This window comes from Halobacteriovorax sp. DPLXC-1 (assembly GCF_036903125.1).
Taxonomy (GTDB): domain Bacteria; phylum Bdellovibrionota; class Bacteriovoracia; order Bacteriovoracales; family Bacteriovoracaceae; genus Halobacteriovorax_A; species Halobacteriovorax_A vibrionivorans.
Genome location: NZ_JAYMCO010000001.1, coordinates 1,285,205 through 1,301,658, shown reverse-complemented (window position 1 = coordinate 1,301,658; position 16,454 = coordinate 1,285,205). Strand labels below are relative to the sequence as shown.

Here is a 16,454-nt window from a genome sequence, read left to right as displayed (position 1 = left end):
TTATGTATAAGAAATTACAACAACCAGTAACGAACGAAACAAATGAAGTCATTGATAATGAATCACAAAGTAGTGAGATTGAGACTCAAGAGACAGAGTTTGAGGATCAAGAAGGCACGAAAAAAAATGAACATCCTAAGGTATTAGTTGTTAGTTCTAATAAAGAAATTACTGACCGATTAAGTCTTATGCTTGGTGATGCTTATGAAGTTGTGCACAGAAAAAGCATCGCTATGATTTTTCAAATCTTCTCAGATGTAAAAACTAAAAATGTGGACTTAATCATTTACTATGATGGCAATAAGAAGAAAGATCTTTCCATTCTAACAATGATGAAGAAGTATCCAAGATTTGCAAATGTGCCATTAATCATCCTTTCACAAGAAATAAGCGATAGAAGAAGAAAGCACTATTTAGAAAATGATCTTAATGACTATATTGATATGCAAAGTTTTTCTCATCTTAAGCAATTAGTTAATTCTAAGATAAAAATGCATTCAAAGATTAACTCAATAATCAATTATTCACTCGATCACAACAGCGGTTTAGACATTGTCTCCAATGCACAAATGGAGATTAGAAGCCTAGCACAAGTAGCAGGTTGTGCCCGTACACTAAAGCTATTTACAAATGCAACAATTACACAAGAACGTGCATTTTTTGAAATCATTTTAAATTCATTAGAACATGGACAACTTGGCATCGATAAAGAAAAGCGTAAAAAGATTAAAAACGAAAATGATTATGAAAACTACTTAGAGATATTATGTAATCGAAACAAGGAACCTATCATAGTCACTTATGAAAAGCTTGAAGAGAACTATCGGATAACTGTTATAGATGGTGGAGAAGGTTTTGATTACAAAAAATACTTGAAAACAAACTTAAGTGACTCCCTAAAAGAAACGGAAAAAGGGATCGCAATTGCAAATAGTACTAAAGGAATTGAACTTAACTATAAGGAACCAGGAAATATTGTAGAAATCAGTATACCTCATCAAGAAAAGTTTAAACTATGGCACTAAAAGACTTTAAAAAAAATAACGATAAATACTTACAAGCAGGCGAGCATTCTGCACCTAAGAAAAGTAATTTAAATAAAACCTCACAAACAGCTTTTACAGGTACAGCAGCTCTTACGGCCTATAATTCACTAGCATATTTACGTGCTAACGAGAATTATGATTTTACGGTCGAAGACTTCAAATATAAGCCTAGTGCTTGGAAGGCATTTGACTTCTCTGAACCTGTTATACCACCTGATGCAGCTGATGAATCGGCCACAGCAGCAGCTATTGCAGACAGTGAAAATGATATAGGAGCACAAGATGATATAACAGCTCTTTTAACATCTTCATTCATTGCCCTCGATCCCGGCCAACCTGATCTAAGGCCGGCGTTTCCAATTACTGATATTGAAGTGGAGCCTATTGAGCCGCCAACATTACCAGAAGTACCAGAGTCTGAAGTTTTTGCACCAAATGTAACCTTCTCTCCTTCTTTTGGCCTTGAAGATACGGCCATTAATATAAATGTAACAGTAGAAGATACATCAGGTGGTGAAGATACAATTGAAATAAGAATTTATAATGTACCAGAAAATGCTATTCTTTCTGCTGGTACACTTGTAGCTGATGGGCTTGAAAATTACTATCGATTGACGGTAGAAGAGTTAAATGGCCTAACTATTACTCCACCAGAAAATAGCTCTAATAATTTTAATCTGAGTATAAGTGTCATCACCACAAACCCCGAAGGAACTTCAAGTGATACACAAAATGGAAATGTTCTAGTTACGGTACGACCAGATGCTGATTTACCAACAGCAGAAGTGACACCGACAGCACTAGGAAATGAAGACAAGTATATTCCGATTGGAATCCCCGTAGCACAGGTAAATGACCTTGATGGTTCTGAAACATTGGAAATTAGAATTTTTGATGTTCCTGAGGGAGCAAAATTAAAAGGTGCAACACGACAAGGAGACTACTTTCTCGTTACAGACAAAGATGCACTTCAAATACTTCCTCCATTAAATTCTTCTGATAATTTCACTTTAAATATCCAATTCTTTGTCATTGATCGAGGGCCGGATGATGTTATTAGATCAACGAATGGAGAAACAATACTAACTGTAGATGTTGAAGTAAATCCTGTTGCAGATATTCCTAATCTAACGGTTAGTGATGCAACAGGTCTTGAAGATAGCGCAATTGCATTAAATATCAACACATCCTTATTTGATACTGATGGCTCAGAAGTGCTATCAATCTTAGTCTCAGGTATTCCGACCGGTGCGACATTAAGCGCAGGAATTGATAATGGTGATGGTAGCTGGACTCTCACACAAGAAGAGCTAATCGGACTGGCAATAACACCGGCCTTAAATTCAGATGAAGACTTTTCTTTAACAGTAACTGCTACTGCAACAGAGACAGAAAATAGTGATACGGCCTCAATTAGTGAAACGATCAATGTAAATGTAGATGCTGTTGCTGACACTCCCCTACTGACTGTAGCTGATGCAACAGGTGATGAAGATACTGCAATTGCTCTTAGCATAACACCAGAGCTTGTGGATACAGATGGTTCAGAAATATTAAATATAACAATATCAAATGTACCAGCAGGAGCAGTTTTAAGTGCAGGTACTAATAATGGTGATGGTAGTTGGACACTAACATCGACTCAGTTAGCAGCTCTTACAATTACACCTCCACTAAATAGTGGTGATGACTTTACGCTGCAAGTAACTGCGACAAGTGTGGAATCAGAAAATAGTGATTTTGCAAGTGTTACACAAGATTTGAATGTAACAGTTAATGCCGTTGCTGATATTCCCACATTAAATGTTACAGATATTAGTGTTGATGAGGACTCCCTAGCTCCATTAAATCTTAATATTGCCCTTACTGACACCGATGGGTCAGAGTTTATAGCAAAAGTTATTATCACAAAACCGAGTGCTGATGTATCAATTGTAGATGCTTCAGGAGTGGCCATCGGTACAGACTTGGGCTTAAATCAAATTGAGTTAACTTATGAACAGGCCGTTGCGGCTTACGTTACTCCACCAACAAATTCTGATATTGATTTCCAATTACAAATAGAAGTCTTTAGTGAAGAAACAGAAAATGGAGATCAAGCAAGTGCCACAGGAGTAATGAATGTAACAGTAAACTCTGTCGTCGATGACCTAATATATAGTAGTGAGCCTTTAACGATCCTAGAAGATACCACAGGACAATTAATTATAAATGCCGAGCTCACTGATACAGATGGAAGTGAATCAGTTGAAACAATTTTATCTGGTATTCCAAGCGGCTCTACCCTATCAGGTGCTACTGATAATGGCGATGGGACATGGACTGTTACTGATTATGATAATTTAATATTAACACCTATTGAAAATAGTGATGTGGATTTTACAATTTCAATTACACATACTGTAACTGAAGCTAAAAACGGTGCATCACGCGTATTTAATGATTCATTAAATGTAGTAATAGATGCGGTTGCAGATACACCAAACCTAGCGACCTCAGATGCAACAGGAGATGAAGATACAGCTATTCCACTTACAATTTCTGCTAGTTTAGTTGATACAGACGGATCTGAAAGTTTAAGAATTGGTATAAGTAACGTTCCACCAAATGCAATATTAAGTGCAGGTACTAATTTAGGTAATGGGAATTGGCTATTGTCTCCTGAAGACCTTGTTGGGCTAACAATTACTCCACCAGAGAATTTATCAGGACAGGTAGAATTAATTGTTAGGGCCTTGGCCACAGAAGCAGAAAATACAGATCAGGCCCTTGCTGAGGAAACTCTTATCGTTACAGTTAATGCCGTTGCTGATGTGCCGATCTTGAATGTCCAGGATGCATCCGGAGATGAAGATACTGCAATTGCTCTAAATATCAGTGGACAACTTCAAGACCTTGATGGTTCTGAAGATATTTCATTTTTGATAAGTGACGTTCCTACGGGCGCTGTACTTAGTGCAGGAATAAATAATGGAGACGGGACTTGGAGTTTAACGCAATCTGATCTAGTTGGCCTAACAATAACTCCACCGCTAAACAGTGACAATGATTTTGCCTTAAATATCACCGTTACTGCCACAGAGGGATCAAATAGTGATTCACAAAGTGTCAGCGCAACTTTAAATGTTACAGTTAATGCTGTTGCAGATGCCCCAACACTTAGTGTAGCGGATGCATCAGGAGATGAGGATACGGCCATTGCCTTATCTATCTCACCGAGCTTAGTTGATACAGACGCTTCAGAATCTCTAAGTATTACAATTGGAAATGTTCCAACAGGAGCAATACTTAGTGCTGGTACAGATAATGGTGATGGTAGCTGGACACTTAGTGAAGCACAATTAGCAGGACTCACAATTACTCCTCCATTAAATAGTGGTGATGATTTTGTTCTACAAGTTACTGCTACGAGTACAGAAGCTGATAATAATGATACTGCTAGCACAACACAGGACTTGAATGTAGTCGTCAATGCAGTTGCCGATACACCTGTCTTTACAATGCAAGATTTAACAGTCGATGAAGATAGTAGCGCCTTTCTTTCTTTTGCAAGCCTTGATACGACATCTCTAGATCAAGATGGATCAGAAAGTTATCAATACTTCGTAACAGGTGTTCCAGATGGATTTATTATCTCAAATGCAACAGATCTTGGAGGTGGTCGATGGCAGACAACAGGATTGCCCGAAGAGTCTGCAGTTGTCCCAACACCAAATTTTGATGGTCAAGTAACATTAACTTTAGAGATTCAAACAACTGAAGCTGAAAATAATGATACAGCGATTGGCACTGATGACTTTCTCGTTACTGTTGAAGCAATTGCTGATGTACCAAACCTCAGTGTCGAAAACGCATCAGGAGACGAAGATACAGCAATACCTCTAACGATATCATCAAGTTTAAACGATATAGATGGATCAGAGACTCTCTCTCTTTTAATCGCTGGCGTTCCAACAGGAGCAGTTTTAAGTGCTGGTACTGATAATGGTGATGGTAGTTGGAGCTTAACACCAGATCAACTTACAGGATTAACAATAACTCCCCCACTAGATAGTGGAGTCGATTTTGATTTAACAGTAACAGCAATCTCGACAGAAACGAGCAATAGCGATACAGCGCAAACATCTGCAACAATAAATGTAGCAGTTAGGCCAATTGCTGATATTCCGACAGTATCGGCCGATCCTGTCACAACAGATGAAGATACAGCAGCGGCCTTAAATATAGTGACAGCAACAAGTGATAGCGATGGATCAGAGGTCATTGATAATATTATTATTACTAATATGCCAGATGGCGCGACATTAAATGCTGGTACTAATAATGGAGATGGAAGCTGGACTCTTTCAGTGGCAGATCTAGCAGGATTAACAATTACACCTCCACCAAATTCAAATGATAGCTTTACTATTACAATTACAACAAATGTCACAGATCCAGGAGGAACTTCTTCATCTGCTTCAACAGATGTTGCAGTTACTGTAAATGCCGTCGCAGATATACCAACTCTGAGCGTTTCAGATGCCACAGGAGATGAGGACACAGCAATACCTCTTAGCATTAGTGGGCAGCTTCAGGATCTTGATGGCTCTGAAGAGATTTCATACTTAATAAGTGATGTACCAACTGGTGCAATACTTAGTGCAGGAACAGATAATGGAGATGGAACTTGGACATTAGTAGAAGCTGACTTAGTTGGACTAACAATCACACCTCCACTAAATAGTGATGAGGATTTTGCATTAAATGTAACAGTTACTGCAACTGAAGGGTCAAATAGTGATTCTCAGAGTGTCAACGCAACATTAAACGTAACAGTTAATGCTGTTGCCGACACTCCCACTCTAAGTGTAGATCCAGCTTCAGGAAATGAAGACTCTCCTATTCTTTTAAATATTTCACCGGCCCTTACTGATACAGATGGATCAGAAACTCTTGTTATCACGATTGCTGATGTACCAACAGGAGCTACTCTAAGTGCAGGGACAAACAACGGTGATGGCACCTGGACACTTACAACCACTGACCTAGTAGGCTTAACAATCACTCCTTCGTTAAATAGTGGGGATGATTTTACATTAAAAGTATCGGCAACAAGTGTAGAAGGTGAAAATAGTGACTTTGCAACAATTACTCAGGATCTCGTTGTCGATGTTGTACCAGTAGCTGATGCACCTATTTTAAATGTTGATGATATTAGCGTTGATGAAGATACTACAGCACCTCTAAACTTAGATATTCAACTAACAGATGCAGATGGGTCTGAGTCAATATCGAAAGTGACTATTACAACAACTTTAGCAGGTGTTACTTTTTATAATTCTTCTGCTGAACCTGTAGGTCAACAAGATGCCACGAATCCTCTTTTATATACTTTCACAGCAGAAGAGGCACTCGACCTCTTTATTCTACCACCACCAAATTCAGACTTAGACTTTCAATTGGTTGTTGAAGCCTTCAGTCAAGAAGGTGAAAACCTAGACGAGGCCAGTACTGTTGGAACAATAAATGTCCTTGTTAACTCTCAAGTCGATGAATTAATTTATAGTAGTGAGCCTCTCGATATCTTAGAAGATACATCAGGAACTTTGGTTATCAACGCTGAGCTTACTGATACAGATGGAAGTGAAACCCTAACAACAATACTAACAGGTATTCCTGTTGGCGCGCAAATCTCAGGAGCAACAGATAACGGAGATGGAACATGGACTGTTGTTGATTACGACAACCTAGTATTTACTCCAGCAAGCAATAGTGATGAAGACTTTACGATTTCTATTATTCATACAGTTGTAGAGACTGAGACTGCTGAGTCTAGAGTATTTAATGATTCATTAGATGTAAATGTTAGGGCCGTAGCAGATACACCAAATTTAACAACGACAGATGCAACTGGAGAAGAAGATACAGCAATTGCACTTTCAATATCACCAAGCCTCGTGGATATAGATGGATCAGAAGCTCTAAGAATTGAAATTAGTAATGTTCCTCTCGATGCGTCTTTAAGTGCTGGAACAAACCTTGGTAATGGTAATTGGATATTAACACCTGCACAGCTAGTTGGTTTAACGATTACTCCACCTGAGGATCTTGCAGGTCAAGTTGAGTTAACAATTCGTGCATTAGCAATAGAATCAGAGAATCTTGATCTAGCGGTGGCATCTGAGACGTTAATTGTTACTGTCAATGCTGATGCAGATATTCCAACTTTAAACTTATCTGATGCAAGTGGTGATGAAGACACTGCAATTGCACTTAGTATTGATGCTCAATTACAAGATCTCGACGGCTCTGAAGCAATCTCAATTCTTGTTAGTGATGTTCCAGATGGTGCACTACTAAGTGCAGGAATTGATAATGGTGATGGAACATGGACACTTACTCAAAGTGAACTAGTAGGCCTTACAATAACTCCGCCACTTAATAGTGATACAAATTTTGCATTAAATATAACGGCCACTGCTACAGAAGCAACGAATAGTGATTTTGAAAGTGTAAGTGGAACAATAAATGTAACAGTGAATGCTGTTGCTGATGCACCAAATCTTACAGTTACTGATGTAACTGGCGATGAAGATACAGCGATACCTCTTACTATTTCCACGGCCCTTGTCGACGATGACACATCTGAAAGTGTAAGCCTAACAATTGCAGGAGTTCCAATTGGTGCAACGCTTAGTGCAGGTACAAACAATGGCGATGGGACCTGGACTCTAACCAGTGCAGACCTTGTAGGACTTACATTAACTCCTGTTAAAGATGATGCGACAGACTTTACTCTAACCGTTACAGCAACTTCTGAAGAAGCAGCAAATGGGGATCGTGCGACAACTACTGACGAAATTCTTGTCACTGTTAATGCAGTTGCAGATACTCCAGTCTTTACAATGCAAGATATTACAATTGATGAAGACGGGAGTAATTTTATCTCGTTTGCTTCAATTGATTCAACCTCTCTTGATCAAGATGGATCTGAAACTTATCAATATTTTGTAACAGGTGTACCAGATGGTTTCACTATTACAAATGCTACAGACCTTGGAGATGGACGATGGCAGACAGCAGGGCCTCCACAAGAATCAGAAGTTGTACCTCCTACTAAATTTAGTGGTGAGATTACTTTAACATTAGAAATTCTTTCAACTGAAGATGAAAATGGCGATACGGCCACTGGAACAGATGATTTTCTTGTAATAGTACAAGCTGTTGCAGATATACCAAACTTAACAGTTGAAGCAGCAAGTGGTGATGAAGATACGGCAATCCCCCTCTCAATCACATCATCTCTAAATGATACAGATGGCTCTGAGACCTTAGAAATAACGATATCAGGAGTACCAACAGGTGCGATTTTAAGTGCTGGTACAGATAATGGAGATGGGAGTTGGACTTTAACACCTGATCAATTAACAGGGCTTACGATTACGCCACCTCTTGATAGTGGTGTCGATTTTGACTTAACGGTAACAGCTACTTCTACAGAAACAAGCAATAGCGATACAGCAGATATCTCAGCAACCTTAAGTGTTACAGTTAGACCAATTGCTGATATTCCGACAGTATCGGCCGATCCTGTCACAACCGACGAAGACACCGCCGCAGCACTAAATATAACGACGGCCACAACAGATACAGATGGATCTGAAATAATTGATAATATTACGATAACAAATATGCCAACAGGTGCGACTTTAAGTGCTGGTACAGATAACGGTGATGGAAGCTGGACTTTAACGCAAGCTCAATTAGCTGGTCTTACAATTACACCTCCTCCTAATTCAAGTGATGCATTTACCATAACAATAACAACAAATGTCACTGATCCAGGAGGAACATCTTCTTCAGCATCTACAGATACCACGATTACGGTTAATGCTGTTGCTGATGAGCCTATATTAAGTCTTTCTGATGTAAGTGGTGATGAGGACACGGTCATTCCATTAACGATAAGCGCAGCCTTACAAGACACAGATGGATCTGAAAGCTTATCATTTTTAATTAGCGACATCCCAGCAGGAGCGACACTAAGTGCAGGAGTTGATAACGGAGATGGATCTTGGACATTAACGCAAGCTCAACTTGCAGGCTTAAGCATAACACCTCCATTAAATAGTGATAGTAATTTCTCATTAACAGTTACGGCAACATCTACAGAGAGTTCAAATAGTGATAGCGCAAGCGCTACTGGTACTCTTAATGTAACTGTAAATGCTGTTGCGGATGCTCCTGATCTTACGGTGAGCGATGCAATTGGAGATGAAGACACTGCAATTGCATTAAATATCACACCTACTCTCGTTGATACAGATGGCTCAGAAACATTAAATATTACAATTGCCAATGTACCAACGGGAGCGACTCTTAGTGCAGGAACAAATAATGGTGATGGAAGTTGGACATTAACAACGGCCCAACTTGCAGGTCTTACTATAACGCCTCCACTTAATAGTGACGTAGATTTCACATTGCAAGTGACGGCAACCAGTGTGGAAGGAGCAAATAGTGATTCGGCCAGCACGATACAAGATTTAAATGTTACTGTTAATGCTGTGGCCGATGAGCCTATTTTAAATTTTGCCGATGTAAATGCAACAGAAGATTCTCCTTCTCCATTAAATTTAAGTGCTCAATTATTTGATAATGATGGCTCAGAGTTCTTTGCTAAAGTGATAATTACAAAACCAAGTGCTGATATCTCAATTGTCGACTCTAGCGGTGCGGCCATTGGAACAGACCTTGGAAATAATCAAATAGAACTTACTTATGAACAAGCTTTGGCCGCCTCTGTACTAACAGCACTAAACTCAGATGTAGACTTTCAATTACAAGTAGAAGTCTTTACTGAGGAAACAGAAAATGGTGATCAAGCTAGTGCTTCAGGAACACTTAACGTGTTAGTAACATCCCAAGTTGATGACTTAACTTATAGTAGTGAGCCATTAAATATACTTGAAGATGTTTCAGGTCAACTTGTAATTAATGCGCAGCTAACTGACACGGATGGAAGTGAGTCAGTTGAAACAGTCTTATCGGGAATTCCGACTGGTGCACTCTTAACAGGAGCAACAGATAATGGTGATGGGACATGGACAGTTACTGATATAAATAACTTAATATTAACACCTGTTTCAGATAGTGATGTGGACTTCACGATTACAATTACCCACACAGTAACTGAAGCTAAAACAGGAGCAACAAGAAAATTTACAGATTCCTTAAATGTTACAGTTGATGCTGTTGCAGATACACCAAACTTAACGACTCAGCCAGCTTCTGGAGATGAGGATACGGCCATTGCACTCTCAATCTCTTCAAGTTTAGTCGATATCGATGGATCTGAAAGTTTAAGAATTGGAATTAGCAATGTTCCTCTCAATGCCGTCTTAAGTGCCGGGACTAATTTAGGAGAAGGAAACTGGCTCTTAAGTCCTGATGATCTTGTCGGTCTTACAATTACTCCACCAGCAAATCTATCAGGACAGGTAGAATTAACGATAAGAGCTTTAGCAACAGAATCAGAGAATTCTGACCAGGCCTTAGCAGAAGAAACTCTTATTGTTACCGTTAATGCTGTTGCAGATATACCAAGCCTAACTTTAGCTGATGCAACAGGTGATGAAGATAGCGCTATCGCCTTAAGTATAAGCGCACAGCTACAGGACCTAGATGGATCTGAAACTCTTTCTTTTTTAATAAGTGATGTACCTACTGGAGCGACATTAAGTGCTGGAACAGATAATGGAGATGGTAGCTGGACACTTACACAAGCACAATTAACGGGTTTAACAATTACTCCTCCACTTAATAGTGATGAGAATTTTGCACTAAACGTAACCGTTACGGCCACTGAGACCTCAAATGGAGACTTCCAGTCTGTAAGTGGTACTCTGAATGTAACAGTTAATGCTGTAGCAGATGCTCCTCTTCTCACAGTTGCAGATGCAACTGGAGATGAAGATAGTGCAATTGCTCTAAGTATTACACCTGAGCTTGTTGATACAGATGGTTCAGAATCATTAAGTATTACTCTTTCAGGAGTACCAATTGGTGCAACACTGAGTTCGGGAACAGATAATGGTGATGGGACATGGTCATTGACGACGGCGGATTTAACTGGCCTGACTATTACACCGATTCTAAATGATGCAACAGATTTTACGATTACAGTAACTGCAGTATCTGAAGAATCTGACAATGGCGATCGTGCAATAACAACAGATGAGATTTTAGTGACTGTAAATGCCGTTGCAGATACTCCTGTGTTTACAATGCAAGACCTTACGGTCAATGAAGATGAAGGTGTGTTTATTCAATTTGCAACAATTGATACAACTTCGCTTGATCAAGATGGTTCAGAATCATACCAATACTTTGTATCAGGAGTTCCTGATGGTTTTACAATAACTAATGCAACAGACTTAGGAGGTGGACGTTGGCAAACAATAGGCCAGCCTCAAGAATCACAGGTAATACCTGCATTAAACTTTAGTGGTGAAACGACCCTAACTTTAGAGATACAAACGACAGAGTCTGAAAATAACGATACAGCAATTGGAAGCGATGATTTTAACGTAACAGTAGTTGCGGTAGCAGATGTACCAAACCTAACGGTTGCTGATGCAACAGGAGATGAAGATACAAATATTGCTCTATCGATCGCCTCCACTCTTAATGATACAGATGGTTCCGAATCTCTTGCTATAACAGTTTCAGGAGTCCCAGCAGGTGCAACATTAAGTGCAGGAACTGATAATGGAGACGGAAGTTGGTCTTTAACGACTGATCAACTTGCAACACTCTTAATTACACCACCATTAAATTACTCAGGAAGCTTTGATTTAACAGTTACTGCCACAGCAACAGAAGCAAGTAATAATGACACAGCAACTGCTACAGATACAATAACTGTCACAGTTGACGCAGTTGCAGATCCACCTATTATAAATGCTGGAGATGTGACGACAGATGAAGATGTTCCAGCAGACCTTAATATTTCTGTCGACTTATTTGATACAGATGGCAGTGAAACCATAACATCAATTACAATCTCAGGATTTCCTTCTGATGGTGTTCTAAATCAAGGTACTTTTGTAAGCTCAAGTAATGGATTCGACACTTATACCTTTACACCAGAAGAACTTGTTGGACTTCAATACACACCAGCTTTCAATAGCGACCAGGACTTTGTTCTAACTATTACGGCAAATACTGAAGATGAAAATGGTACAACAAATTCAGCGACCCAAGATATCAACGTCATTGTAAATGCTGTAGCCGATCAAATTGAAGTAAGTGCTGAAGGAACTAGAACTGATGAGGATGTGGCCGTCCCTATTAACGTTGGCTATACACAATTTGATACAGATGGATCAGAAATCGTGACAATTGAAGCAACAGTACTGGATGGGTCAAAATTTAATGTCCCAGATGATCAAATTATATCAACTGGCCCAACTGTTTATCTTCTCACACCTGATCAATTAGAAGGCTTAATCTATACACCACCACAAGATTTTGGTGGTACAGCACAAATTACATTCACGGCCATTACAACAGAACAAAGTAATGGTGATTTTCAATCAGATAGTGTCACTGTCGATGTTCTGGTGGAACCAATAGCGGATATCCCGACCCTAACTAATAATGGCAGTGAAGGCGATGAAGATACAGATATTCCACTTAATATGGTAGCAGAAGCTGGCGATATTGACGGCTCAGAAACAGTTTATGTTAGGGTTGATAATCTTCCAAATGATACGACCATGTCTGGAGGAACACTTCTTGATGATGGAAGTTATGTCTTTACTCAAGAAGAATTTAATAATGCCACGATTAGACCACCACTAAATTCAGATGAAGACTTTGATATTGAAATCACAATTGTTGTCCAAGACTCTAACGGGGATCAAGTAGAGCAAGTATTTACTGAAACAATTATTGTTAATCCCGTAAATGATGGAATTGAGCTAACTGGTAGAGCATCTGATGAAGAAGATAAACTAATTCCACTAAATGCGAAAATTGTCTTCATTGACAATGATAAGTCTGAGGTTATTACAAAGGTTGAGGTCACAATACCTGCTGGCTACGAGCTAGAGACAGACAAGGATAAATTTCCAGCTGAAGATGCTGATCGAGTTGTTGAAATTGAAGAAGGATCTGTCGACACAATTAAGGTCAGACCTCCATTAAATAGCAACGTGGACTTTGTGATTCCTATTACCTTCACAACCCAGGAAGTTAACGGCGGAGAACTTGTTCAAACAATTGACTATCCTGTTGATCTGATTGGAAAAGTTGACCAACCTACCTTTACAATTGATGAACTTAATATTCTTGAAGATAGTACAGAAGCTGATGCGGCCAACCAGTTCATCATAAATTTTGACCCAGCGACAGTTGATAGCGATGGCTCAGAAACATATGAATATACTTTTTCAAATGTTCCAGATGGAGTAACCCTAAGTGCTGGGACTTATATTGGAGATGGTAAATGGACTGCTACGTCCGATGAGATAAATAATCTCTTCATTATCCCAAGTAAAGATATGAGCGGCAGCTACGACATCAGACTTGATATTAAAATTACTGAAAACGATGGGGATACGGCCACAGTAAATCAAAATTTCAAAGTTAATGTGGAAGCAGTAGCAGATACTCCTTCCCTTGCTGTTGCCGATAATGCAGGAGATAGCGGAACCGATGTCAAACTCAATATTATTGGAGCAATAAATGATATCGATGGTAGTGAAACACTAACATATACAATTACAGCAAGTGATACTGGAACATTTGTTGATTCAAGTGGTAACCCTGTAGGAACCCAAGATGCTACAAATCCACTAAAGTATACCTTCACACAAGCGCAGGCCGAGGATCTATTCTTTAACTATGCAGTTGCTGGCATTGTATCATTTGAAGTTATTGCACAAGCAACAGAGTCTTCAAATTCAGATGTTGCAACAACAACTAATACACTTGAGATAACTTACTATGATGGTGGAAATACTGGAGATACAGGAGTTATAGATGTTCTTGCCCAAGATTTAACAACTTGTGAAGACGAAAATGTACAGCTTAATATCACACTTATCCAAGAACAAGATGAAGTTGGTGATATAAATTCGATCACCCTATCAGGACTTCCAACAGGAACAGAAATAGTTGATTCAACGGGGGTTACGATTGGAACTGATAATGGTTCTGGAAGTTGGACTCTTGAAGAAGCAGACCTTGCAGATGCTTTTATAAAGTTGCCTGAGGACTATAATGAGAACTTCGTAGTCGATGTAACTTATAATAAAACAGATGGTAGCTCTGGTATTGATCAATCCACAACAACTTCATTTAATGTCTTTGTTAATGATGTACCAGATTTTCCAATTATTACCGATAGTACCACTTCAATTATAGAAGATGTATGGGGAGACCTAAATTTAGATATTGAAACCGTTGGTATTGATGATAATGCCGTTGTCATTGTTGAGGGACTTCCTGATGGAGCAATATTTAATGCAGGAGTCGAAAATAACGATGGAACATGGTCAATAAATGCTCAAGACTTACCAACTCTTCAAGTTTTAACTAAAGAGCATGATTCTACAGATTTTCAACTAAGATTTGAGTGGCAAGTACAGTCCATCCCTGGCTGTGAACCATCTCCTGAAGATCTTGAAGCATTTGTTACAGTAAATGTTAATGAAGTTGCCGATCCAGTATCAATGAATGATGTCGTTGCAACGCCAAATGAAGATGAGAAGAAGAAACTCGAATTCAATCTTGAATTAATTGATAGAGATGGTAGTGAAACAATTACTTCAATTGTTATTACATCTCTTCCAACAAATGGAACCCTTACTGGTGTTAATGAAGATGGAACAGTGGATAATATCGGTGAAATTGAATACACACCAGACTTAAACTTTAATGGGCAGGACTTTTTAACTATAGAAGTTACAACTGTTGATAACGACGGTGAAGATGACGGAACTGATCAAAGTACATTTACAACAGTGAAAACAGTGGCCATTAATGTACTTCCGCGAACTGATGATCCACGTCAACAATTTGAAAACTTAACAACATTAGAAGATGAGCCTGTCGCAATTATTGTAGATTTTAGAGATAGTGATCTCGGTCAAGATTTTGTTTATGAAATGACCGGGATTCCAGAAGGCTCAGTCTTAAGTGCCGGAATCAATCAAGGTGGCGGTAAGTGGATCGTTGTAAATGATGAAATGGACGGACTCACTATTACTCCACCACTTCACTATTCAGGAAAGTTTACAGTCGACGTCAAAACATTCACAGAAGATGGTGGCAATGGAGATATAAAAGACCGTACAGAAAACTTTGATGTTACAGTAGAAGCAGTGGCCGATGAACCAGAAGGTGCCGGGCTTGCAGTCATCCTAAATGAAGGAGAAGATGCGCAACTAATTCTAACAGGAGAACTTATTGATACAGATGGCTCTGAAATTTTATCATTTGAAGTCGATGGCCTACCTAGCGGTGCAACCCTTTCAAAAGGGAGCTACGATGATGTTAATGACGTGTGGACATTAAAGTTAGATGAAACTCAAGATCTCTTTATAACTGACACAGAAGGAATTACTGATGACTTTGTTATTACAGCAAGAGCTGTTGCAACAGAAAACTCAAATGATGATACAGCTTTTTCAGAATTTACAGTCAATGTAACCTACGTACCAAGTATTGCAAGCTCAGAGCAAGACTCTGCACAGACATCACAAATAGAATCCATTGAAACTCTAGTTTCAAGCACTGAAAGTATTAATGCAACGACAGAGTCAATTGCAGACACACCGATACTAGAGGTTCAAGATATTTTAATTGATAGTAACTCAGAAAAAGTTGCCTTAAATATTGACTCTAGCTTAACCGATGACAGTGAAGTCCTAACATTTGAAATTTCAAATCTTCCCGAAGGAATTGAAGTAAATGCTGGCTTCTTTGATGATATAAATTCAAAATGGGTATTGGATACAAACGATATAGAAGATCTACAACTCACTGGGCTTAGTGAGTTTGAGAATTCCTTTCAATTTGAAATAACAGCTATAAGTACAGATTCAATTTCAGGAGACTCTGCCTCAGTAACAGATGATGTAATGGTCAACTTTAATCATCAAAACTTCCATCAAATCCAAGCAATGATGGTTAATATGGATAATATTGAAAGTAATACAACTGATGAGCTAGCCTCTTACGAAGCTAATGTAGATGAGTTTGGAGATATTTACATCGCAGATGCTGATGTTAACGACGATAACCTAGAAGTTAACGAATCTGAAGAAGACTTAACCAATACTTTAGAGGATACAAGCGATCATGAGCTAATCATTGAAAACGATAGACCGATAGTAATCTAGAATATAACAAAGAGGA

At 38.9% G+C, this 16,454-nt stretch carries 2 protein-coding genes; both read left to right on the top strand.

Annotated elements, in window-relative coordinates:
• Nucleotides 1-2 precede the first annotated feature (2 nt).
• Complete coding sequence (locus tag VCM44_RS06290; RefSeq protein ID WP_334678320.1) at nt 3-1,025, top strand: hypothetical protein; 1,023 nt, start codon at nt 3-5, stop codon at nt 1,023-1,025.
• Nucleotides 1,016-16,438, top strand: coding sequence for an Ig-like domain-containing protein (locus tag VCM44_RS06285; RefSeq protein ID WP_334678319.1), 15,423 nt, complete (start codon nt 1,016-1,018; stop codon nt 16,436-16,438). The genes VCM44_RS06290 and VCM44_RS06285 overlap by 10 nt, the downstream gene beginning before the upstream one ends.
• Nucleotides 16,439-16,454: the final 16 nt, after the last annotated feature.